Genomic DNA, 21,904 nt, shown 5'->3' on the forward strand with positions numbered 1-21,904 from the left:
GCTTTTGACCTGCCAATTGTTTTTTGCGTCAATAATGCCGTTCAGGTCTTGCCCCCGCACAGACCGGCATGTAACTTGCAGTCCGTTAGCCGCTAACGCATGTAACCTATTCGTCAAGCAGCCTGACCATGCCCAAAAATATCGGTTTTATCTCGACGCGCTTTGCTGGAACGGACGGCGTATCTCTGGAAAGCGCCAAATGGGCGGAAGTCCTCTGGGACGACCGGCACGTGAGCTACTGGTACAGCGGACGCAGCGACCGCGAGCCGGGCATCTCCTATGTCGTGCCCGAGGCGTACTTCGGCCACCCGGAGATCGAGTGGATCAACGAGCGCATCTGGGGCCGCACCTCACGCGAGCCACTGGTCACGACCCGCATCCGCGAGATGACGGACTACCTGAAGACCTCGCTCTACCACTTCGTTAAAAAGTTCCAGATCGACTTCATCATCCCGCAGAACGTGCTCACCATCCCGATGCACCTGCCGCTGGGCTTGGCGGTGACGGAGTTCCTGGCCGAGACGGGGATGCCCGCCATCGCACACCATCACGACTTTTTCTGGGAGCGCACGCGCTTCTCGGTCAACGGCGTCGGCGACTATCTCGACAGCGCCTTTCCGCCGAGTCTAAATAACATCCGCAGTGTGGTCATTAACCGGCCCGCCGAAGAGCAGATCGCCCTGCGCAAGGGTCTGGCCTCGCTGCTGATCCCGAACGTCTTCGACTTTGACAAGCCCGCTCCGCAGCCGGACGAGTACTCCGCCGATGTGCGCGAGGAGATCGGTCTGAAGCCGGACGATGTCTTTATCCTCCAACCCACGCGCATCGTGCCGCGCAAGGGCATCGAGCACGCCATCAAGATGGTCGGCATGCTCAAAGATCCGCGCTACAAGCTCGTCATCTCGCACGATGCCGGGGACGAGGGCCTCGACTACCTGCACATGCTCAACGAGCTGGCCAAGGAAGAAAACGTGGACGTGCGCTTCATCGCCGACCGCGTCTCGGAAGTGCGCCAGTACGACAGCCTCGGCCGCAAGATGTACACGCTGTGGGACCTGTACCCGCACGCGGACTTCGTCACCTACCCGAGCACCTACGAGGGCTTCGGTAACGCGCTGCTGGAGACGGTCTACTTCCGAAAGCCGATGATGGTAAACCGCTACTCGATCTACATTCAGGACATCGAGCCGCGCGGGTTCAGGTTCGCGGAGATGGACGGCATCGTGACCAAGAAAGTCGTCGCCCACGTCCAGCGCATCCTGGAGGACTCGCACTACCGCGACGAGATGGTTGAGCACAACTACCGCGTCGCCCGCCGCTTCTATTCTTATACCGTGCTGCGGCGCTCCCTGCGCACGCTCATGACCAGCCTCACCGGCTGGGGTAACGGCGGCTGAGCTTTTTATAAAATTAAAAAAACCGCAAAGAGCGCAAAGGACGCAAAGTAATGAGTGGAAGACCCAGATTTCCCCAAAGCACTTCGCGCTCTTCGCGTCCTTAGCGGTAAAAAAATCAAGAGTGGCTTCGGCACTTTACAACCACTGACATTCTCATGATTAAACCGATTTCCCAGGCCCAACTCGACCGCGTCCGGCGGCGGCTGCGATTCCTCTATGGCGAGCGTGCCAACTGGCTCGTGGACCGTTTTTACCACTTGATCGGTCGCTACGGCGTAGGCATGGAGCCACCGGCCACCTCGGCCCGGCGCTGGGACCAGAAGGACGTGCTGCTGATCACCTACGCGGACATGGTCCACACCAAGGGCGAGACGCCGCTCAAGACCTTGCACGGGTTCGCACTGGAGCACCTCAAGGGAGCGGTCAGCACGGTGCACATCCTGCCCTTTTACCCGTGGTCGAGTGACGACGGCTTCTCTGTCATCGACTACCGCCAGGTCAAGCGCGAGTACGGAACCTGGAGCGATGTGGAAAAGCTGGGCGAAGACTTCAACCTGGCCTTTGACCTCGTGCTCAACCACTGCTCGGCCAAGAGCGCGTGGTTCCAGGACTTCATTCTGGGTATCTCGCCCGCACGTCACTACTTTCTGGAGATGGACCCGAAGACGGACCTCTCCGCGGTGGTCCGCCCGCGCACCTCTCCCCTGCTGACCAAGACTACGACCCGCTTTGGCGAGAGCCATGTGTGGACGACCTTCAGCGCCGACCAGGTGGACCTCAACTGGCAAAACTCGGACCTGCTCTTTGAGTTCCTGGACATCCTGCTCTTTTACATCAGCAAGGGCGTGCGCACCCTGCGGCTCGACGCCGTAGCCTTTGCGTGGAAGGAGATCGGCACCGACTGCCTGCACCGCCCGCAGACCCACGAGATCGTCAAGCTCCTGCGCGACGTCTGCGAGATCGTGGACCCGCAGGTCAATATCCTGACCGAGACAAACGTCCCCCACGCCGAGAACATCAGCTACTTTGGCGAGGGCGACGAGGCGCACGTGGTCTATAACTTCAGCCTGCCGCCCCTGCTGCTGCACGCGCTGCTGACCGACAACTGCGACTATCTCTACGACTGGCTCAGCAACCTCGAATACCCCGAGGGCGCGTGCACGTACCTGAACTTTACCGCCTCGCATGACGGCATCGGCGTACGCCCGCTTCAGGGCCTGCTGCCGGACAAGGAATTCGACAAGCTGATCAAGGCTGTCGAAAAGCGCGGCGCCCATGTCTCGCGCAAGGCCAACCCCGACGGCTCGCAGAGCCCCTACGAGCTGAACATCACCTACGCCTCCGCGCTAAGCGAGGCCGACGATGCCAAACTCGGGACAGCCCGCTTCCTGTGCTCGCAGTACTTCGCCCTCTCGCTCAAGGGCATCCCGGCGGTCTATTTCCACAGCCTGATGGCGACGCCTAACTACGACGAAGGCGTGGAGAAAACCGGCGCGCCGCGCTCCATCAACCGCCGCAAGTGGGATCTCGACGAGCTCGAAGAAGTGCTGGACGCCAAGAAGGCTCCGCAGGCCGACACCTTCCGCCAGTACGTCCAGGTGCTCCGCCGCCGCGCCAACTACCCGGCCTTTAACCCGGACGGCTCGCAGGAGCTCTACCGGCTGGGCGAGTCCGTGCTCGTGCTTGTGCGCACCTCCACCCTCGGCAACCAGACCGTGTACTGCGTCTTCAACTTCTCCTCGGAGCCTCAGACCGTGACCCGCCCGGCGGACTTCGCCCCCCTGAAGGATACGAAGAAGTTCTACGACGTGATCTCAGCCAAGACCCTCAGTAACGGCAAGCGCGGCATCACCCTCAAGCCGTATCAGGCGATGTGGCTCGTCCCGCGCGCGTAAGCACACAGGACAACGACTTTCATGAAAGCCTTTTTGTGGAGGCAAGGCTCTTGCTTTATGTGCTGACTCCAGCGCATAAATGGTAGATTACGCGCACGCTCAGAAGGCACGTTTTTCTGAGCTCGGTTACCTTCTTCGAGAAAAGAAAGGACGGATGCAACTTTCATTCCTAACGCCTGTTTATACAGGGGTAAAATTGTTGCACAACTCATTGTTCAAACGAGCCTTAGAATAATACATAAAATGAAAATAAAACTTGCTGACACATTGGTTCAGGATTAGTTTCAGGACGTTGCTTACCCCCCATGAATAAGTCTCCGCGCGATACCCCAATCGTCGGTGGCCCCGACGAGATCAGCTTCAGCTCCCGACTTTACGGAGCCTTCTGGGGCTATTTTATCGGAGATGCCCTTTCGATGCCCTGCCACGGCTACGCATTGTCCAAACGCATCCGTAATGACTACGGGCGGATTGATGGCTACTGCGACCCGGTCCTCCCCCACCCGCAGAGTACGCTCTTCCGTACGCGCTACACGCCGACCGGCGAAAAGGGTGAGATCATGCACGGACGCGAAGAAGAATGGCGCATCCCGGGCACGCACTTTCATCAGCACCTTAAAGGTGGTGACAATACCGTAAATGTCCTCCTCGGTCGCGAGCTGCTCAAAACACTTGTCGATCATCGGCGCTACGAGCCGGGCGCCTACGTGGACACCTACACCTCGTTTTTCCTCACCCCGGGCAAACATAACGATACCTACATCCCCACCTCGCACCGTGCGTTCTTCGAGAACTACGGACGGGGTAAAGATCCTTGGGTCTGCGGCGAAGAGTCCAACCGCATGGGTGGCATTGCTATGGTGCTACCGCTGGCTCTGTACTATGCGCGCGACCTGCAGGAAGCATGTAAATACGTCACTCAGGCCCTCTCGCTGACCCACAAGGGTGAGCCAGAGGGCCGGGCGGCGGTGCTTATCGTTGAGCTTTTGATCTATCTGCTCCACGGCTACGAGCCCGAAGCAGCTCTCTACGAACACATCCGAAACTGGCATGCGCACCCGGCCCTGAACTTCACCTACCGCCGCTGGCGTGAGCGCCTCAGCGACGAAGAAGTCGCCGAGCATCACTGCCGGAACGGGGCGGGCATCGACGACGCCATTCCGCTCGTCCTGTTCCTTATCCTGAAGTATGGGGGGAACTTTGAAGAGGCTATGCTCGCCAATGCAAATCTGGGCGGCGATAACTGCCCGCGCGGAGCCGTACTGGGCATGCTGGCGGGAGCAGCCGGTGGCTGCGGCGAAATCCCCGGCGAGTGGGTCCAGGGACTGAGCGACGACGAAGAGCTCGACGTGCTCGCAGACCGCCTCGTCTCAGACGTCTGCTAACAGCAGGGCATGCCCTGCCTCTGGATAGGCCGAAGCCCCATGGGCACGGCGTCCCTGTCCCGGCAGCAGACGATTAAAAGCCGAGGCCTCGTTTTGAATGAAATGCCGCCGTGTTGGCGGCGACAGCTGTGATGCATAAGCATCACAGATCCAGGACGAAGCCCTGGCGGGCTACTCCTGCGCGAGGACGTTTTCGATCACACCGGCGACTTCCTTGCCCTGAGCCTGACGGCCAACCGGGGCGTAGTGGACATTGCCGGGCTTCTGCCACCACTCCTGCTGATGCGGCAGCGTAAATGCGTAGAGGTCGTTCACGGTGATCTCGGGGTAGTCCTTCATCACTTCGAGGGCCACCTCGTTATAGCGGGCGGCATCCCCATGCTTGCGACCGGTGGAGTTCTCGGGAACCGGCGTGGTGGTGACAAAGATCAGCTTCGCCTCCGGAGCCACGTGCTTGAGGTAGCCGATGATGACGCGAAGGTTTTTAGCATACTGCTCAAGCGAGGTCACCTGCTCACCGCTCACATCCAGCTTATTGTTTTTCATGTACTTGAGATCATGCAGGCCTACGTTAAACTGGATGACGTCCCACTTAAATGTCCACGGGTCATCCAGCCGATCATCACGCATGGTCTTCTGCATTTGTGAGACCTTACCGACGACGCTACCGGATTCCCCGCCATTACAGTAGAGGCGGTAGACGTTGGCCTTACCCTGGAGCAGCTCCCGGACTGTAGGGGTGTAGTGGATCGAGATCGAATCCCCATAGATCAGGACATTCGGGAGGCTGGGATCGTTTTCCACGTAGGCGTATGCCGGGTCGTCCCTCTTGTTGGGCTTAACAAGCCCTTCCCAGGCATCGCGGGCAGAGTCGGCAAAGACCGCAGTCGTTAAAACAAGACAGGATAAGACCAAGCATACGGATTTCATTAATGAGAGCATCAATATCTAACGCCTGTAGCGTCAAGAGACTTCCTTCTCCCGCCAAAAGCATACATATGAGTATCTAGTCCATGAGGCTCAACCTTTGAGATTTTGCTTGTCGCATGGCTTCATCAGGATGGATATAACCTGTATTCCATGTTTCGAACTCTGCTATTGTCAGTTGCTTTCGCCGTTGTGGTGGCGGGGCCGCTGCTGAATCTGGGCCACTACTGGAACCACAACCCGCTGTACGGCTTTGGGTGGTTCGTGCTCGTACTGTCGGGAGTACTGGTCCTGCAGAGAATGGATCAACTGCCCAATATTCGCCCCGCCCGGAGCCGCCTGCCGGGCCTGATCGTCGTCCTCATGCTGGTACTGATGATCCCGCTGCGGGTGGTACAGGTCGGGAACCCCGACTGGCGCGTGCTCGATACGCTCTACATGCTCGTGACGGTCTGCGTCCTGCTGCTGATGACGGGGGTATTTTTCGGCTGGCGCTGGGCACGCATTCTGGCCTTTCCCATTCTGTTTCTCCTGGTAGGGCTGCCCTGGCCCGTAAAGCTGGAAAACGCCGTCACCCTCCACTCTCTGCTAAGTGTAGGGCAAACAGCCCAGACCCTCCTCGGTTGGGCAGGCTATCAGGTGCAGGCAAACGGCTACGAGATTCAGACCGCTTACGGGGTCTCCCACCTGGCAGAAGCCTGTAGCGGCATCCGGTCGTTTCACCTCGCACTGGTGGGCGGACTGTTTCTGGGGGCACTGTTCAGGCTCTCCCTGAAGCGACGTGCCATCCTGCTGATCCTGTGTATACTCACGGCCTACCTCGTGAATGTCGCACGCGTCGTCGCACTGGTCGCCGTCATGGTGCGGTACCAGTCACAAGGGGCGATGGACGACTGGCACGACGTCATCGGCTGGAGCACACAATTGGGCTTCATCGTGCTGATGTTCATTGAGGCCAAGTTGCTGAGCATCTTTATCTGGGAACCACGACGCACCCGGGTCGACGGCGAGTCCGGCGTCATCCGCAAGGCTCTACGCGAAGCCCCACGCGGCCATGTCTTTCTCCTGCTGATTATTATCTTACTGACCGTCGGGACTCATGTCCTGGCGGAGGGCTGGTACCGCTGGCACGAGCAACGTGCACCGGCGATGACCTACACCACGGGCTGGAAGCTCGTCGATGAGCTTCCCGACCCCAACGTACGCGAGCAGGAAATACCGCTACTCGTGCGCGAGCAGCTCCCGTACGAAGAAGCGCGCATGTACACCTGGCTCGACCCGAACGGCGCGCTCTGGCAGCTCATGTGGCTGCGTTTCGATGGGAGCACGTACTCGGCCTTCGCGCACAACATCCACCAGCCGGAAACCTGCCTGCCCTCCCAGAACTTTGCGCTTAAGGAAATCTGCCCGCCGCTGGAGCTGAATATCGACGGGCAGACCTTTACCTGGCAGCATCAGGTCTACGAGCGCGAGGGCATCGTCCTGCAGTTGTTCTTTAACAAGACGGCGACCGGTCCGCTACTGGTGGACGGGAGTGAACGCGACTGGAGCGCCATGGGGCGACTCCATCAGGCCGCTCAGGGGCTGCGTATCATTGATGCCCAGGTCATGCACTTGTCGGTCTTCGCACCCTACCCTCCCGAGACCGCCAAGGTGCTGGCTCAGGGGTATCTGAGCCGGTTTATCCAAGATGCCGTCCTGCCTGCCGAGGCAAGAGAGTCCGCCCGCCCCTGAGCAATCCCGGATTGCCCTTAGGCACTCGGCGCGGATAATGGACGGAATATTTGTATCCATGGATTGTGACGCAGACTATTTAATCATCGGCCAAGGCATTGCCGGTAGTGTATTGGCGGACAAGCTCCTCGCACGCGGGCAGCGCGTGCTCGTGGTGGACGACGGGCACCGCACCAGCTCCACCCGGGTAGCTGCGGGGATGATTAACCCGCTGGCGGGTAAGCGACTGGCGCTGTCGCCGGGATCGGATTGGCTCCTGCCTGCGGCGAAGGGCTACTTCGCACAGCTTGAGGCACGCACAGGCACACGCGTTTTTCACCCGCTGCCCATCCGGCGCGTCCTGCGCAACACCAACGAACGCAAGCGGCTGGAGAAAAAGCGCGCGATCCCGACCTACACCCCCTACATCGGCGAGGTCAGCCCTCCGGGCTCTCTCGGGGACGTGAATGACCCGCATGGCAGCTTTATCACTCTGGGTGGCGGCTATGTCGCCAGCGGTCCACTCTTGAGCAGCCTGCGTGAACGTCTCCGACAGGCAAATGCGCTGGCCGAGGTAGAGTTTCATCACGAGGACCTGGAGCTGCTCCCCGCAGGCGTACGCTGGCAGGGCCGCGTTTACCAGACGGTCGTTTTCTGTGAAGGGATGCGCCTGCGCGACAACCCGTGGTTCTCGGACATCGTGACTGACCCGGTCAAAGGCGAGATCCTCGACCTGAAGCTACCCAACCCGCCGGAAGGCGAGATCCTGAATAAGGGCAAATGGCTCCTGCCACAAGAAAACGGGCAGGTGCGGCTGGGGGCCACCTATGAGCGCAGCTGTCTGGACACCGAGCCAACGCCTGAAGGACGGGAGCAGCTAATGGACGCGCTGAGGCAGATTTTTCCCGAACATCCGGGGGAGCAAGTCGTCGCGCAAGCAGCGGGCGTGCGGGTATGTACGCCGGACAATCAGCCGCTCATAGGCCGTCACCGCGAGCACCCGGCGCTGGCTCTCTTTAACGGTTTCGGGTCGAAGGGAAATAGTCTTGTGCCGGGTTGGGCAGAGGTTTTCACTGCCTCGCTGGTGGGAGCAGAAATGGACCAACCGCTGCCCACCCTCTACCGCTCATGAACCCGCCGACCGAACCCATGCCTCTATCGATGACCGCGATGGCTCAGAAGATGATCGCGGAGGTCATCGAGCCAGGCGACATCGCCATCGACGCGACCGTCGGCAATGGGCTGGATACGTTTTTCCTCGCAGATCGAGTCGGCCCGGACGGCCACGTCATCGGGTTCGACATCCAGGAAATGGCGCATCACCGCACCAACCTCATGCTCGGCGAGGCTGGGCTGCTGACGCGGGTGCGACTCGTGCGGACCGGTCACGAGAACATGGATGACCACATGCCGGGCAACTGGCAGGGTCATATCAAGGCCGTGATGTTTAACCTCGGCTACCTGCCGCGCGGGGATAAAAGCATCATCACACGACCGGAAACAACCGTGCCCGCGCTGGAGTCTGCCGCGAACTGCCTGTGCGCAGGTGGCCGGATGAGTATCGTCATCTACCCCGGACACGAGGGGGGCGCAGACGAAGCCGCCAAGGTCATGGAATGGGCCGACACCCTCGACAAGATGGAGTTCGAGAGCGAGCTGATCGCCTCTCCCAAAGCCAGCGATAACGCGCCTCGCCTGCTGGTGGTTACCCGGCGCTAGATGCGATTAACGTCTAGACAGCTGCCGGGTCGAAAAAGATAATGCCGGGCTTGTCATGGTCGACTACGGCACGATTTTCTCCGCAGTGCTGCCCGTGTTCCTACTGGTGGGAATGGGCTGGATCATGCGCGCGCGTGGGTGGTTCAGCGCCCGCAGCGAAAAGGACGTCATGCGCCTGGTCGTCTTTGTGCTGTACCCGAGCCTGATCTTTCGCTTTGTCCTCGGTAATGAGGAGCTGCGGACCGGTTCGCTGGTCTTTCAGGCCATCGGTATCGGCTACCTGTTCATCGCCGTCAGCGCCCTGGTCGTCGCGGTGATCGCGCCGCTCTTTGGCATGCGGGACTCGCGCGAACGGGGGACATTTGCCTTCGTTTCAGCCGTCTACAACTACGGCTACATTGCCATCCCGGTGGCGGGCCTGCTGTTCCCGCCGGAGATCATCGGGGTCCTGCTCGTGGTCAATGTCGGGGTGGACCTGGCGATATGGACCGTGGGCGTGACCATCGTCTCAGGCACTTTTAATCGCCAAAACCTGAAAAAGGCTTTCTCCCCGCCAGCCGTGGCTGTGCTCATCGGGCTTCCGCTCAACTACATGGGTGGGCGGGACCTGCTGCCGGTAACGGTCCTGAACCTGATCGACATGCTGGCCGTATGCGCCATCCCGATTGGCATCTTCATCATCGGGGTCGCCTTTTGTGAGCTGGCCCGTGAGAGCGGCGCCAAGCTTCGGCCCGGCGCGATTGTGGGCATCCTTTTCACACGCCATCTGCTGCTCCCGGCCGGGATGCTGGCCACGGTTTGGATTCTTCCTCTCTCGCCTGCGGTACGAGACGTGGTCCTCATCCACGCAGCGATGCCCTGCGGCATCTTTCCGGTCGTATTGGCCAAGCACTACGGTGGCGCCGGAAACCTCGCCTTTCAGGCGGTGGCCGCGAGCTCACTGGTCGGGATGCTTACGATCCCGCTGTGGATCAAGATCGGCTTCTGGGTGCTGGGTTAAGAGCGCCTTAACCCAACCTTCTCTCATTCACTCGGCGCTATCTGCTGGCTCTTGGCGTGGCGGATGTCCGTGATGAGATTGTAGAAGGCAATCGTGGCCGGGAAGAGGTTCGAGAGGATACCGACAGAGTCGTTTTTCCCCCAGATGAAATAGGAGATCAGGCAGAGGCTGCCGGTCAGGCTCATGTACCAGAAGAGCCGGGGCATGGTGACCTTTTTCGCCCGGTGTGTGGCGAAGACCTGAACCAGCCAGCGTGAGCCGAAGACCGCGACCCCGAAGTATCCGATGATCTTCCACATCGTAATCGTCAGCCCGAGGCTGGGCACTTCAAACAGCGGGCTATCCATAAAGCCCGTTTGCGCCGCGGCCGGATCGGCAGCAGCCAGAAAGTTCAAACATTCGATCATGCCTGGTGCTCCTCTATCGAGGGATAATGGACCTTGCGCTTGAGCAACCAGCTCACGCCAATCAGGTCGTAAATGCCCCGCAGGGCACGGTCCCAGTTGGTGTACTTGGAGGTACCCTGGGCGCGGGGACGGTGGTTGACCGGGACCTGCTCGATGCGCAGCCCGGCTTTTTTAAAGATAGCCGGCAGGTAGCGGTGCAGTCCGTTGAAAGGAACCAGGTACTGCACGGCTTCGCGGCGGAAAATTTTCAGCGAGCAGCCGGTATCGCGCACACCGTCGTCCAGAAACATACGGCGGATGCGGTTGGCGATCTTCGAGGCCGCCCGACGGCTGAAGGTGTCCTTGCGCTTGGCCCGGTAGCCAACGACGACATCGGCCCCGTCCTTCATACCCTCCAGCAGCTTGGCGAAGTCGGCCGGATCGTTCTGCCCGTCACCGTCCATCAAGCCCACAATCGGGGCCCGTGCGGCCTGCAGGCCAGCGTACATGGCCGCGCTTTGGCCACGGTTGGCCGAGGGGCGCAGGCCCCGCACACCGGGCACGGAGCAGATTTTTTCCCAGGTCGAGTCGCTACTGCCGTCATCGACGGCGATGACTTCGGCCTCGGGCTGACAGCGCCGGACCTCTTCCAGCACGGCGACAACGCTTTCTTCTTCGTTGTAAAACGGGATAATAATGGAAAAGGACGGTTGCATGTCAGACGGTCGCTAAACCTGTGATCAAAGCCGCTGAGCGAACCCCACGCAAGACGATTATGGGCGCGCGCCCTGGCGGCGTGATAACGAGCCAGATGCCGTTGCCGGACGACTGAAAACCGACCGCACAAAAGATCTGCTTCCCGTGCGCACACTGAGCGGTGGACGCCAACGGCCCAGACGCAGCAGGTAGTACAAGGCATAATCCACCAGATACACCATTCCCGCTGCCCAGACGACATCTGTCATAAAATGCGCCCCCTGCACCATCCGGGCCAACCCCATGATCGTACCATAAGCGAGGCCACAAAAGAGAAAGCCGTAAGCCAGACGACGTCGGGAAGCCAGAAACACAAAATACGGGCTCATCAGGTAAAAGGCGATGGAGGAATGCCCCGAAGGAAATGAGTGCCCCTTTTGCTTCCCCGGCACCCAGACCTCCAGGTACTGCTGCTGACCTCCAAACTCCACGACTTCACGTGGACGAGGGCGTCCATAGTGGTCCTTGAAGATGAAGTTCACGACCACAGCTGGCCCGATCAGGGCCGCAAGAGACAGGAAGATCAGCGGGAGTCGCCAGGCACGCAGCGAGCTCCAGAAAAAGCCGCCCACAAATCCGAGAAACGCACCCGCCCCCAGCACAATACCCAGCGAGGGGCCAACCTCGTAGAGCATGCGCCACAGACGGCTCTCTCCAATCGGCCATGCGCCACCTCCGCCATAAAACGCCTGCGCCAATCGCATGTCCACGGGCGTCAACCAGCTTATAAGGCTAACCACAGCCAGCACGGCGAGGGGTATCCAAATCATGGGCCGCGCGGGGCGGGAAGTCTGTTCACTCATGGCTTCCATTGCTTAAAATCGTTACCGGCAAAGGCTGTAAAGCCTTTGGCGTTTTTGGTTCCGGGCTGAACGGTAAAACCACCCAACCGATTGGTCTGGGCAAAAGCAGCATTGATGTCTTCGGGGAGTGTTTCAACCTCGCCCGGCCAGAGGATTAAGGCGTTCTTGCCGTGCGCGTCTTTAGGGCCACCCCAGATCTCGTACTGCGACTCGACACGCTCGTAGGGAAACCAGCGGTAGACACGCGGCTGTCCCGGCAGGTAAAAGGCCAGCTCAGCAGCCGTGTGCCGATGGCCACCTGCGATAACGAGCTGTGGCTCGCCTCCGGGGAAATCCGCATAAAAGGCACCTGCCTCACGGCCGACCTCGCTCCACCCCTCCATCCGTCTACCGGGGTCCTTGGCCATGCCTTCCCAGCCCCCGGCCTTGACCGCAAAGGGCATGGCGTATGCCACCACAGCCAGCGCCGCACCGAGGTAGACACCGGGCTTGAAGAGCCAGCGCAGGCGCTCGAAGCCTTTCTTAGGGGAGGCAAACGCCCCGACGCCCCAGGCTCCCAGCAGCGCGTATGCCGCCGGGAAATAAACGGCGGGCCAGTTGGGGTTAATATTCTGGCGCAGGGACAGGATCAGAACTGCTACGAGCCCCGGCACCGAAAAGATCAGCAGATAGCGTTCACGTCGCCCACACGCACGCCACCCCAACACTGCCGCCACAAGCAGGCCGAAGAGCAGGATCCCCGTAATGGGCGAACCGAGAGCAATCTGTACCAGCACGAACACCACTGGACGCAGCAAGACCTCTACCAGATCGGTTTTACCGGGCTGGAAGTGGTCCTCCATATGCACGAAGGTGATCCAGTCGTTCTGCCAGTTCCACCACAGGGGCGGCAGTAAAAACAGCAAGGCCACCAGAGCCACCAGCCAGGTGGCGGGATGCTTCAACAGACCACGCGCCTCTCGGTCTATGGCCAGAAAGATCAGCGCCATCACCCAGAACACCAGCATCATCTGTTTACTGAGCACACCACAGCCCAAGAGCAGGATCAGGACCACTGCCCAGCCCGCACGGGGGGTCGCTTCGCCGGGCTCAGCCAGCCGCCAGAAAACATAGAGGGCACCGCTCCAGCAGAACAACAGCGGCGCATCGATGGTGAAAAGCACGTTGAGGGCGACATTACCCAGTGAGGCCATCATCAGCGCCGCCGTCCAGAAGCCTGCACGCGCCCCATACATACGCCGGGCCAAGAGAAAAAGCCAGATACACGTCCCTGCTCCGAAGAGGATCGGAGCCAGCTTGATACCCGTCAGGGTACCGCCCCCGAGCCAGTTAAAGAAGCCCATCAGCCAGCCGATCATCGGCGGTTTGGAGAAGTAGCCCCAGTCGAGCTGGCGACCCCAGTCCCAGTAGTAGGCCTCGTCACCGACCAGGTCGTACGGGAAGACAGCCAGGTAGCCCACCCGCAGCAGCGTAACCACTCCGAGCAGTTGCCAGAAACGTCGGCTCCATATGGCCTCTGTCTGATCCTCTATCATAAAAACGTGCTTCGTTTAGCATAAAGTCCCCCCCGTGTGAAGTCTGTATATCCGCTGAATGTTACCGTAGGGCAAATTCTGCGCCCCTCATGCAAGTTTGCTGCGAAAGATGAAATAGACTGCTCCCACCAGACAAAGTCCGGCCCACAAATAGTCCCACTTGAGAGGCTCCCGCATGTAGAAGACCGAAAAAGGCACGAAAACCGTCAGCGTAATAACCTCCTGGATGATCTTGAGCTGACCGACACTCAGGACCGTGTAGCCAATGCGATTGGCGGGCACCTGAAAGAGATACTCAAACAAGGCAATGCCCCAACTCACGAGCGCCGCCACGATCCAGGGCCGGTTGTTCATTTCCTTCAGGTGAGCATACCAGGCGAAGGTCATGAATATGTTACTGCAGCACAGCAGCAGGATCAGCTTGAGGACAGGGCTCATGGCAAAGACACCGGATAGGCAAGAGATGCGTGAATGGCCGTCGATACGTCAGCCGTCTCAAAGCCCTTCATTAAAGCCTTTCCATCCTGGGTAAAGCTAACCCATACCCTTGACGCCATCGGGCGCACTTCCTTGACGCAGGTCATTTTCTGTATAAATTATTTTCTCAGGAGCCTGTTTGGTTGAACCACCGTTGGGGAATTGGACCCCTGAGTGTCGTAACCAACCGGGCTCTTTTTGTGTATTAAGGTGAGAGAAGGATCAATCGCGCGCCGGTCAGGTATGATCACTGCCGATACTGATGGGATCGCCGGTAAACTTCGCACGACGCTCAAAGACATGCACGTCGAGGAGGACCTTGACCCGGGCCAGCGACTCGCGGAAGCGCACCCAGCGCCCACCGGCCCCACTCACCTCCCTGGCCACATAGCCGGTGGCATCCATGCCATTACCACGGGCGATGTAGAGAGCACGGCGCACATGAAAGTCCTGCGAGACCACGACAAAGCGATCCAACCCGAAGACATCATGCGCCCGCAGGATCGAGTCCAACGTGCTAAAACCAGCATAATCGCGCACGATACGGTCCGCCGGCACCCCCAGCTCCATCAGAGCGGCACGCATGTCCGAGCTTTCATCGTAGTCGGGCCGGGAGTTATCCCCGCTCACCAGCAGGTACTCGACCTTTCCTGCCCGGTAAAGCTCCGAGGCCGCGTTCATACGGTTGGCGAAAAAAGGATTCTCGCGGCCATCCTCGAATGTACGCGAGCAGCCAAGGACGAGCCCGACACGCGTGGCCGGGACATCCCCGCTCTGCGTCGCGACTCTCCCCTCGGCCGCTGCCTCTACCTCGCGCTTGGCGTAGACGATCAGCACCAGCGCCGAGAGCGGAAACGTCACCAGGATGGCGAGCGTCCACCCCAACAGGCGCAGGCGCTTGCGGGCTCGCGAGGTGCGGGTCGATGGCACAGAGGTGGTCACGGGATTGCTTGAGTCAGGTTAAGGTCCGGTCGGTTCCCCGCATGATGACACGATCAGGCCGGGCCGCCGAAGGGCGCAAAAATCAGGGCGCGTAGCGTGGACAGGTAGGCATCCGTCGGCCCACGCATGAAAAGGAAATACACCAGCCCGCCCAGCGCCAGCCACGGCCCAAACGGAATAGCCACGCCCATCCCGAGCTGCGCCTCGGCTTCGGCGCTTTCGCTGCCGTCTGCAGGAGCCTCCCCGGCAGCGGCTTTAGCGCGGGCCTCGGCCTCTTCTTTGTCGAGGGCAGCCGAGACACCTTCGGCCCCGGCCTTGACGACCTTACCCGGTCCGGGCAGGGCCAGGCCAAAGAGCTTTTGCAGGATCATCATGGGGATGACCACGATGGTCCCGAGCAGGGCTCCTCCGAAAATCGCGAACAGCGCCCCCTGCCAACCGCAGAAGGCCCCGATGCAGCCCATCAGGATCACATCGCCAAAGCCCATCGCCTCCCTACGCAGAACGGCCTCCGCACTCAGGGCAATCCACAGAAGGACGCCCGAGCCAACCGCTGCACCCGTCATGCCCATGACGACGGAGCGCATGGCACGCAGCAGCCAGGGCTCGTCCCCTCCAAAGCCGTGCAGCTCCGGTAGTGCGAACGACAGCACCACCCCGGCGATACAGCCGCCCACGGTGATGGCGTCCGGGAGGGTCATGGTGTCGAGGTCGATAAAAGTTGCCGCAAGCAGCAGTGCGATAAAGACGAATCCGGCCAGTGCCACCTGAGGCGGCAGCAGGCACCAGGCAGCCAGATAGAGCAGCGCGGTCAGCAGCTCTACCATCGGGTAGCGGATGCTGAACTTACTACCGCAGCAACGGGCCTTCCCACGCAGCAGACACCATGAAAGAATCGGGATGTTGTCGTACCAGGCGATAGGCTGGCCACAGGCACAGTGCGAGCCGGGGTGCACGACGGACTTACCCGCCGGTACGCGGTAGATGACCACGTTTAAAAAACTCCCCCAGCAGGCACCGAACAAAAAGGCCATCACCGGAAAAAACCAAGGCACGAGGCCGTCGACTTCGCTGATCCACTCAAACATGACGTACGGGGCAGCCGGAGCCTTCGCACACGGCATTCATCATAGGTTGGGCGGGCACCGAAGTGCCGCTGTAAATTTCCATCGCACGCACGCCCTGCCAGACGAGCATCGAGGCTCCGTCGGCATAGCTCATGCCGCGCTCCCTTGCAGCGAGGCAGAGGGCGTTCTCGTGGCCATAGGGCATATCGTAGATTTTCAGACTCTCCTCAAAGCGATCCAACGCGATCGGCATGGGGTCGCCCCGGTGCAGGCCAAGCGAGGTGCCGTTGACCATCAGGCCGGTTGTGGGAAGCGCGGCGGGTGGGTTGGTCAGGTCAAAGCCATGCAGTCGGCCTCCCGCCACGGGCGCGAGCCCCTCCAGGACACGCGCCAGACGGTCCTGACTGCGATTACCGATCCACAGCGACTTGCAGCCACTACGGAGGATGTGGTGAGCGACCGCCTGCGAAGCCCCTCCGGCCCCCAGCAGGATCACGTCCTGTCCAGCCAGTTCAGATCCCAGATCGCGGCGCACAGCCTCCTCCAGCCCAAAGGTGTCGGTATTGTACCCGCGGTAGCCGCCCTCGGGCAGGCGCAGCAGGGTGTTCACAGCGCCCACGGCAGCGGCGTTCTCGTCGAGCTCGGCCGCGAGACTGACCGCAGCCACCTTGTGCGGGAGCACGAGGTTCATGCCGAGGAAACCTGCCTCCCAGAGCTGCTCCAGAGCGGGGCCGAGCTGCCCCTCGGGGACGAACATTTTCACGTAATGCCAATCCGCAAACACGGGCTGCGTCTGCGCCATGCAGGCCAGCGCGGCATGGTACATGCGCGGGCTCAGAGAGTGTGCGACCGGGTCGCCCAGCACAGCCATTGAAACGCCTTCGCGCGGCCAGTGCTTTAAATCCTCCAGGGTGTATACGGTGTCCTGATCAAGCTTTTCGCTTGTAAGCATTTTCAAATTCATGGACGAAATCGGCATAGAGGCGAGCCGATTCCGAATCCCGCGCACGGGTAAACTGGTTGACGAGGTTACGGCAGCAGCGCACCAGCACCTCACCGACGCTGATCGGAGCGAGCAGAGAGGGATCGACCTCGACGTGGTGCGTTTCGAGCATCGACTCCAGCTCCTCGGCCGTGCGGAAAACGCCCCCCTCGAAGACATCGATGAAGAACGGCTCGCCCTCCGTGTAGCAGCCGATCATGAAGCGCCCTGGGAAGCCCACCGGCTCAACGGCCACGCCACAGCGATACGCCACCAGCAGGTAAACGATCGAAAGGGTGATCGGCAGCCCGCGCCGACGCTCAATCACGCGGTGCAGGAAGCTGTTGTCAGGGTGGTAGAAATCGTCCTGCGCGCCACGGAAGCCATACTCGTGAAAAATCACGCGGTTGAGCACGCGGCACTTCTCAAAGTCGGTCGAGGGCTCGCAGAAGAGCTGCTCACAGCGGCTCGCCACCTCATCCAGAAACAGACAGCAGAAGGTCGGGTCCAGGTCCGGGTACCAGGTGCGGTTGAGCATGAGCGATCCGGTCTCCAGCTCGTAGCGGTAGGAGTGGATGAACTCGATAAAGGCTGCCTTCGGGTCGTCCTCACGGAGCTCGTGCAGCATACGGCGCGCATGCTCGGCCATCGTGCCTTCCTGGCGGGAGGTTTCCCGCAACCAGCCGACACCGATGTCTCCCAGCTCCTTGTAGGCCTCGAGCACAGCAGTGCGTACGGCCTTCGAAGGGTCGTCCAGCAGGGCATGAAGAGCGGCTTTGCGCTCGGGTGTGCTCACAGGTTCCATATCAACCTCTACCCTATCAGTTCCTCTATCTTCGGCAATGCTAAAGCGACGGTGCCCCTTTAGCCTTTGATGCCCGGACCACTCCATTAATACCCCGGTCGGCTGCCAAAAAGCGCGGTGCCGATACGCACGAGAGTGCTGCCAGCTTTGACGGCCTCCTCCAGGTCATCCGTCATCCCCATGGAGAGAACGGGTAACGGCGTGCAAAAGCTCGCACTGAGCCGGTCACGAGTCTCCCTGAGACGCTCGAAGCAGCGCGCTGCCACGGACTTGTCCTCATCGAGAGGGGCAATCGTCATCAATCCGTCCACCTGGAGGTTTGCGCATTCTAACGCCTGCTCCAGCAACGCATCGGCCTCGGAGCACTCGACGCCAAACTTGGCCGGGTCGTCACCGGCGTTGATCTGCAAGAGGACGGCAAGAGTCTTGCCCGCCTCTGCCGCGGCGACATCGAGCTTGCGAAGCAGCTTTTCGCTGTCCACGGACTGGATGCGGTCAAAATGCTCGGCAGCCACCTTGGCCTTGTTCGACTGGAGGTGGCCGATCAGCTCCCAGCGGATGGCCTTCCCCACCAGAGGCTGCTTATCCATCGCCTCCTGCACCCGGTTCTCCCCCACCGCACTAAAGCCGTAGCGGGCTGCATAAAGAGGAGCATCGGCCGGATGATTCTTTGTAACCGGCAGTATGGAGACCTCCTCAGGGCTGCGTCCTGACGCCTCACAGGTGAGCGTGATTCGCTCCTGGATCTGCTGACAGCGGGCGGCGAATTCGGCGTATTCAATCATAGTGAGGAAATAAAGATAAGATTCGCTAAATTTATTATTGATTCGCAATAAGAATCCATTATGCAATTTTCCATGCACATCGAAAATTTCAAAATTTTCAGCGATCTGGTCGAAAGCCAGAGCTTTTCTCGTGCCGCCAAGCTTAATGGCATTACCCAATCCGCCGTCAGCCAGCAGCTTCGGGCAATGGAGAAACACTTCAATGTCCTGATCGTTGACCGTAGTCAAAAACAATTTCGTCTAACCCGTGAGGGCTCCAAGCTCTACGAATCAGCGAAAGAACTCCTGCACATGTATGAAAAGCTCACCAGTGAGCTGCAGGAAATGAAGAAGGTCATTAGCGGGACGATTCACATCTCCACCATTTACAGCATCGGTCTGCACGAGCTACCTCCCTATGTGAAGGAGTTTCTGCAGGAGTTCCCGTCGGTCAATGTCCGCGTGGAATACCGGCGCTCGAACCTCGTCTACGAAGATGTGCTGCACAATGCCGTCGATCTCGGCCTGGTCGCCTATCCCAACAAGATTCGCCAGCTTGAGGTCATCCCCTTCCAGGAGGACCACCTCGTCGTCATCTGCAGCCCGAATCACCCCCTGGCCCGACAAAAGTCTGTGGAGGTAAAGGATTTGGCCGAGCATCGCTTCATCGGCTTCGAGCAGGACATCCCGACCCGTAAGGCCACGGACCAGTTCTTCAAGGAAGTGAAGCTCGATATCGAGCCGGTGATGGAGTTTGACAACATCGAGACCGTGAAGCGCGCCGTCGAAATTGACGCCGGCATCTCGATCGTCCCCTCGACCACCGTGCAGCAGGAAGTCAAGCAAGGCCTGATCTGCGCCCTCAACATCAAGGGCAAAAAGCTGTCTCGCCCGCTGGCCATCGTCCACCGCAAGGGCCGTGTCCTGACTCCGGCAATGAAAAAGCTGATCAGCCTGTTAACCGGAAAGAATCTGGTCAAGTCGGCCGCAGCCTAAGCTCAACGAGCCTCTTTTTTACTGGCCGTTACGGCGCTTTCCCAAAAAGGGATTGCACCGTAACGGCCATTTCTTTTTCGTCGTAAACTTCATGAGCAAGCTACGAGCACTGATATTTCTTATGTTTCTGCCACTGAGCGCCGTTGGACTGCACGGCGCCGATGTCCTCGTTCTGCAGAACGGCGACACCATCTCTGGGCAGTATGTGAGCCAGGCCAATGGGGTCATCACCTTCAAAAGCCCGATCCTGGGCACCATCCGCATCTCTGATAAACTCGCCGAAGTGCAGAGCCCTGCTGAAACGACCGAGGAAGTCGACGGTCCCTCAATCCCCGCAGCGGGTGAGCAGCTGGCCGATGCAGCCGCAGGCACACCTCCTGCCGCCAATGCTGAAGCCGAGCCGACCAAGACGGCTGAGCAGATAGCGGCCGAGAAACAAGCCGAGTACTACGACAAGCTCTTTGCTGAGTGGAAAGAAACCTTCCAGTCGATCATCCCCGAAGGCTGGAGCGGTAAGATCAATGTCGGCTACACCTACACCGACTCAGACTCGACGACCACCTCGCTCATCACTGGCTTCAAGGCGAAGAAAGACTCGGGTAAGAACCACTACGAGATGGCAGCGTTCTACGAGTTCGGCGACACGGTCAACTCCAAGGGCGTCAAGACCGTCAATACCGACAAATACGGTGGCGGCTTTAACTACAAGTACGACCTCTCCGAGGTTTGGTTCATCACCTCGACCAGCAGCTACCTGCATGACCAGGTGAAGGAGATCAACAACCAGGCAACCGAGCAGGTGGGCGTTGGTTATCGCATCTTTAACGACGACGACATGAAGCTGAGCGTCAACGGTGGTATGGCTCTCCAGTACAACAACGTCTCCGGCGTCTCGCAAAAGTGGTACTACTACATGACGCTCGGGAACGACTTCGAGTACCACTTCAATAAGTACTTCCGCGCCGAGCAGAACTTCAACGTGCGCCTCGACCCCTCCGAAACCAGCCAGTACCAGATCTACTTCCGCGTGGCCGGTATCGCCAAGCTCACCGACTGGGTCGAAGCCAGCCTGAGCTACAACTACTCCTACGACAGCACCGTAGGGGTCGGCTCCACCAAGGACGAACAGCGCATCATCTTCGCGCTGGGCATTCCCTTCTAAGCCAGCCTGAGGCGACGCAGCTCTTCTTTCCAAGCCCGTGATGCTCCTTGCGTCACGGGTTTTCTTTTAGCCTCCGTTCTCTATACCTTCTCCCCCCTAGAGAGACTTAACAGTGGTACGAAACGATGGCTTTGCACCACAGGTGCAGCCTCTCAGCCCATGCAGTCCCTCTAGAGCTAGAGAACTGCCGCACCCTCTGAAACCCAGACATCAAAAAGGCCGCCTCGATAAACGAGACGGCCTTAATGGTATGGGGTGTGGGCTTGAGAAAAGTTAACTGATTCGCGTAGCTATCGCAACTAGTGCGAGAAGTTGAATCCAGTGTAGAGTCCGGCCCACGCTTGCCAAGAGTTTTTTCCCGGTTTTCCGAAATTTTTCAGAAAACCGGGAAGTCTCTTAAACTTAGCTTTCAGACTTGGTCTGAGCCGAAGCGGCTTCGACCAGCTTGGCGAAGGATTTGGCCTCCAGAGCAGCGCCCCCGATCAAACCACCGTCGATGTCCTTCTCGGCCAGCAGCTCGGTTGCGTTGGCGGGCTTCATGGAGCCGCCGTAGAGGATGCGGATCTTGTCAGCGGCTTCAGCACCGAGGGTGTCAGCCAGCATCTTGCGGATGGCGGCGTGAACTTCCTGAGCCATTTCCGGCGTAGCGGTCTTACCCGTGCCGATCGCCCAGACGGGCTCGTAGGCTACGACGATGTTGTCGGCGTGCTTCTTATCCACACCGGCGAGGCCGCCCTTGACCTGCTCTTCGATGACCTCGAGGGTCTTGCCGCCTTCGCGCTGCTCGATGGTTTCACCGACGCAGAGGATGGGCTTGAGGCTGTTTTCGAGGGAGGCGATGACCTTCTGGTTGATGAAGGCGTCGGTCTCACCGAAGTACTGACGACGCTCGCTGTGACCGAGGATCACGTAGCTGACGTAGAAGGTGCGCAGCATAGCGGCGGAAATCTCGCCGGTGTAGGCACCTTCGGGCTCGGGGTGCATGTTCTGCGCACCGAGCTGAATGTTGTTGGCTTCGGACAGGGCCTTGGCCGCGCTCTCAAGCGCGGTGAACGGCGGGCAGATAGCCACGCCGACATCAGTCTGGCTGCCGATCTCGGCGAGAATGCCATTGATCAGCTCCACGCCGTCAGGCGCGGTCTTGTTCATCTTCCAGTTCCCCGCGATCAGATATTTACGCTTGGTAGCCATAG

21 protein-coding genes are annotated in these 21,904 nt (G+C 59.7%); 9 read left to right on the forward strand and 12 right to left on the reverse strand.

Going from position 1 to position 21,904, the window contains the following annotated elements:
- The first annotated feature begins 128 nt into the window (after window positions 1–128).
- The 3 genes from K0V07_RS00180 to K0V07_RS00190 all read left to right on the forward strand — a co-directional run bounded on the left by K0V07_RS00180 (window position 129) and on the right by K0V07_RS00190 (window position 4,677).
- Window positions 129–1,397 (forward strand): glycosyltransferase family 4 protein, encoded by a 1,269-nt coding sequence (locus tag K0V07_RS00180; RefSeq protein ID WP_220622514.1) that lies wholly within the window; start codon window positions 129–131, stop codon window positions 1,395–1,397.
- 155 nt (window positions 1,398–1,552) lie between these two features.
- On the forward strand, window positions 1,553–3,292 hold the full coding sequence (locus tag K0V07_RS00185) for an alpha-amylase family glycosyl hydrolase (protein ID WP_220622515.1): 1,740 nt from the start codon (window positions 1,553–1,555) through the stop codon (window positions 3,290–3,292).
- 305 nt (window positions 3,293–3,597) lie between these two features.
- Window positions 3,598–4,677, forward strand: coding sequence for an ADP-ribosylglycohydrolase family protein (locus K0V07_RS00190; RefSeq protein ID WP_220622516.1), 1,080 nt, complete (start codon window positions 3,598–3,600; stop codon window positions 4,675–4,677).
- 171 nt (window positions 4,678–4,848) lie between these two features.
- Here the strand turns inward: K0V07_RS00190 and K0V07_RS00195 are convergent, their stop codons facing one another.
- Complete coding sequence (locus K0V07_RS00195) at window positions 4,849–5,607, reverse strand: SGNH/GDSL hydrolase family protein (RefSeq protein ID WP_220622517.1); 759 nt, start codon at window positions 5,605–5,607, stop codon at window positions 4,849–4,851.
- Between the two features lie 150 nt (window positions 5,608–5,757).
- Here K0V07_RS00195 and K0V07_RS00200 point away from each other — a divergent pair, with 150 nt between their 5' ends.
- From K0V07_RS00200 to K0V07_RS00215, 4 genes are read left to right on the forward strand one after another with little or no spacing between them, the layout of a single operon-like run.
- Window positions 5,758–7,338: an exosortase/archaeosortase family protein gene (locus K0V07_RS00200; RefSeq protein WP_220622518.1), complete on the forward strand. Its 1,581-nt coding sequence runs from the start codon at window positions 5,758–5,760 to the stop codon at window positions 7,336–7,338.
- A gap of 58 nt (window positions 7,339–7,396) precedes the next feature.
- Complete coding sequence (locus K0V07_RS00205; RefSeq protein WP_220622519.1) at window positions 7,397–8,449, forward strand: FAD-dependent oxidoreductase; 1,053 nt, start codon at window positions 7,397–7,399, stop codon at window positions 8,447–8,449.
- Window positions 8,446–9,036 (forward strand): class I SAM-dependent methyltransferase, encoded by a 591-nt coding sequence (locus K0V07_RS00210; protein ID WP_220622520.1) that lies wholly within the window; start codon window positions 8,446–8,448, stop codon window positions 9,034–9,036. The genes K0V07_RS00205 and K0V07_RS00210 overlap by 4 nt, the downstream gene beginning before the upstream one ends.
- A 55-nt stretch (window positions 9,037–9,091) precedes the next feature.
- Window positions 9,092–10,036, forward strand: a complete 945-nt coding sequence (locus K0V07_RS00215; RefSeq protein WP_220622521.1) for an AEC family transporter — start codon at window positions 9,092–9,094, stop codon at window positions 10,034–10,036.
- Between the two features lie 23 nt (window positions 10,037–10,059).
- Here the strand turns inward: K0V07_RS00215 and K0V07_RS00220 are convergent, their stop codons facing one another.
- The 10 genes from K0V07_RS00220 to K0V07_RS00265 form a co-directional block, all read right to left on the reverse strand.
- The gene (locus K0V07_RS00220; protein ID WP_345778184.1) at window positions 10,060–10,383 is read right to left on the reverse strand and encodes a lipid-A-disaccharide synthase N-terminal domain-containing protein; all 324 of its coding nucleotides are present in this window, start codon (window positions 10,381–10,383) and stop codon (window positions 10,060–10,062) included.
- A gap of 56 nt (window positions 10,384–10,439) precedes the next feature.
- On the reverse strand, window positions 10,440–11,138 hold the full coding sequence (locus K0V07_RS00225; RefSeq protein WP_220622523.1) for a glycosyltransferase family 2 protein: 699 nt from the start codon (window positions 11,136–11,138) through the stop codon (window positions 10,440–10,442).
- Between the two features lie 57 nt (window positions 11,139–11,195).
- Window positions 11,196–11,948, reverse strand: a complete 753-nt coding sequence (locus K0V07_RS00230) for a phosphatase PAP2 family protein (protein ID WP_220622524.1) — start codon at window positions 11,946–11,948, stop codon at window positions 11,196–11,198.
- A 29-nt stretch (window positions 11,949–11,977) separates the two neighbouring features.
- Entirely contained in the window at window positions 11,978–13,516 is a 1,539-nt protein-coding gene (locus K0V07_RS00235; RefSeq protein ID WP_220622525.1) for a glycosyltransferase family 39 protein, read from the reverse strand.
- Between the two features lie 87 nt (window positions 13,517–13,603).
- Window positions 13,604–13,954: a DMT family protein gene (locus K0V07_RS00240; RefSeq protein ID WP_220622526.1), complete on the reverse strand. Its 351-nt coding sequence runs from the start codon at window positions 13,952–13,954 to the stop codon at window positions 13,604–13,606.
- A gap of 276 nt (window positions 13,955–14,230) precedes the next feature.
- A complete protein-coding gene (locus K0V07_RS00245; protein ID WP_220622527.1) occupies window positions 14,231–14,935 on the reverse strand; it encodes an ElyC/SanA/YdcF family protein in 705 nt (234 codons plus the stop codon).
- A 53-nt stretch (window positions 14,936–14,988) separates the two neighbouring features.
- Window positions 14,989–16,023, reverse strand: coding sequence for an A24 family peptidase (locus K0V07_RS00250; protein ID WP_220622528.1), 1,035 nt, complete (start codon window positions 16,021–16,023; stop codon window positions 14,989–14,991).
- The gene (locus K0V07_RS00255; RefSeq protein WP_220622529.1) at window positions 16,016–16,966 is read right to left on the reverse strand and encodes a shikimate dehydrogenase; all 951 of its coding nucleotides are present in this window, start codon (window positions 16,964–16,966) and stop codon (window positions 16,016–16,018) included. Before K0V07_RS00255 ends, K0V07_RS00250 begins: the two co-directional genes overlap by 8 nt.
- Window positions 16,932–17,789 (reverse strand): transglutaminase-like domain-containing protein, encoded by an 858-nt coding sequence (locus K0V07_RS00260; RefSeq protein ID WP_220622530.1) that lies wholly within the window; start codon window positions 17,787–17,789, stop codon window positions 16,932–16,934. Before K0V07_RS00260 ends, K0V07_RS00255 begins: the two co-directional genes overlap by 35 nt.
- Window positions 17,790–17,875: 86 nt before the next feature.
- Entirely contained in the window at window positions 17,876–18,574 is a 699-nt protein-coding gene (locus K0V07_RS00265) for a YggS family pyridoxal phosphate-dependent enzyme (protein ID WP_220622531.1), read from the reverse strand.
- Window positions 18,575–18,646: 72 nt separating this feature from the next.
- Here K0V07_RS00265 and K0V07_RS00270 point away from each other — a divergent pair, with 72 nt between their 5' ends.
- Window positions 18,647–19,549: a LysR family transcriptional regulator gene (locus tag K0V07_RS00270; RefSeq protein ID WP_220622532.1), complete on the forward strand. Its 903-nt coding sequence runs from the start codon at window positions 18,647–18,649 to the stop codon at window positions 19,547–19,549.
- Window positions 19,550–19,670: 121 nt separating this feature from the next.
- Window positions 19,671–20,711, forward strand: a complete 1,041-nt coding sequence (locus K0V07_RS00275) for a DUF481 domain-containing protein (protein WP_220622533.1) — start codon at window positions 19,671–19,673, stop codon at window positions 20,709–20,711.
- Between the two features lie 402 nt (window positions 20,712–21,113).
- Here the strand turns inward: K0V07_RS00275 and tpiA are convergent, their stop codons facing one another.
- Window positions 21,114–21,902, reverse strand: coding sequence for a triose-phosphate isomerase (gene tpiA, locus K0V07_RS00280; RefSeq protein WP_220622534.1), 789 nt, complete (start codon window positions 21,900–21,902; stop codon window positions 21,114–21,116).
- Between the last annotated feature and the right edge of the window lie 2 nt (window positions 21,903–21,904).

This window comes from Ruficoccus sp. ZRK36 (genome assembly GCF_019603315.1).
Classification (GTDB): Bacteria; Verrucomicrobiota; Verrucomicrobiia; order Opitutales; family Cerasicoccaceae; genus Ruficoccus.

What these genes read in the sequence shown, in the direction of transcription:
- K0V07_RS00180 (WP_220622514.1), top strand. Translation starts at nt 129, where the DNA reads ATGCCCAAAAATATCGGTTTTATCTCGACGCGCTTTGCTGGAACGGAC.
- K0V07_RS00185 (WP_220622515.1), top strand. Translation starts at nt 1,553, where the DNA reads ATGATTAAACCGATTTCCCAGGCCCAACTCGACCGCGTCCGGCGGCGG.
- K0V07_RS00190 (WP_220622516.1), top strand. Translation starts at nt 3,598, where the DNA reads ATGAATAAGTCTCCGCGCGATACCCCAATCGTCGGTGGCCCCGACGAG.
- K0V07_RS00195 (WP_220622517.1), bottom strand. Translation starts at nt 5,607, where the DNA reads ATGAAATCCGTATGCTTGGTCTTATCCTGTCTTGTTTTAACGACTGCG.
- K0V07_RS00200 (WP_220622518.1), top strand. Translation starts at nt 5,758, where the DNA reads ATGTTTCGAACTCTGCTATTGTCAGTTGCTTTCGCCGTTGTGGTGGCG.
- K0V07_RS00205 (WP_220622519.1), top strand. Translation starts at nt 7,397, where the DNA reads ATGGATTGTGACGCAGACTATTTAATCATCGGCCAAGGCATTGCCGGT.
- K0V07_RS00210 (WP_220622520.1), top strand. Translation starts at nt 8,446, where the DNA reads ATGAACCCGCCGACCGAACCCATGCCTCTATCGATGACCGCGATGGCT.
- K0V07_RS00215 (WP_220622521.1), top strand. Translation starts at nt 9,092, where the DNA reads ATGGTCGACTACGGCACGATTTTCTCCGCAGTGCTGCCCGTGTTCCTA.
- K0V07_RS00220 (WP_345778184.1), bottom strand. Translation starts at nt 10,383, where the DNA reads ATGGATAGCCCGCTGTTTGAAGTGCCCAGCCTCGGGCTGACGATTACG.
- K0V07_RS00225 (WP_220622523.1), bottom strand. Translation starts at nt 11,138, where the DNA reads ATGCAACCGTCCTTTTCCATTATTATCCCGTTTTACAACGAAGAAGAA.
- K0V07_RS00230 (WP_220622524.1), bottom strand. Translation starts at nt 11,948, where the DNA reads ATGATTTGGATACCCCTCGCCGTGCTGGCTGTGGTTAGCCTTATAAGC.
- K0V07_RS00235 (WP_220622525.1), bottom strand. Translation starts at nt 13,516, where the DNA reads ATGATAGAGGATCAGACAGAGGCCATATGGAGCCGACGTTTCTGGCAA.
- K0V07_RS00240 (WP_220622526.1), bottom strand. Translation starts at nt 13,954, where the DNA reads ATGAGCCCTGTCCTCAAGCTGATCCTGCTGCTGTGCTGCAGTAACATA.
- K0V07_RS00250 (WP_220622528.1), bottom strand. Translation starts at nt 16,023, where the DNA reads ATGTTTGAGTGGATCAGCGAAGTCGACGGCCTCGTGCCTTGGTTTTTT.
- K0V07_RS00255 (WP_220622529.1), bottom strand. Translation starts at nt 16,966, where the DNA reads ATGAATTTGAAAATGCTTACAAGCGAAAAGCTTGATCAGGACACCGTA.
- K0V07_RS00260 (WP_220622530.1), bottom strand. Translation starts at nt 17,789, where the DNA reads ATGGAACCTGTGAGCACACCCGAGCGCAAAGCCGCTCTTCATGCCCTG.
- K0V07_RS00265 (WP_220622531.1), bottom strand. Translation starts at nt 18,574, where the DNA reads ATGATTGAATACGCCGAATTCGCCGCCCGCTGTCAGCAGATCCAGGAG.
- K0V07_RS00270 (WP_220622532.1), top strand. Translation starts at nt 18,647, where the DNA reads ATGCACATCGAAAATTTCAAAATTTTCAGCGATCTGGTCGAAAGCCAG.
- K0V07_RS00275 (WP_220622533.1), top strand. Translation starts at nt 19,671, where the DNA reads ATGTTTCTGCCACTGAGCGCCGTTGGACTGCACGGCGCCGATGTCCTC.
- tpiA (WP_220622534.1), bottom strand. Translation starts at nt 21,902, where the DNA reads ATGGCTACCAAGCGTAAATATCTGATCGCGGGGAACTGGAAGATGAAC.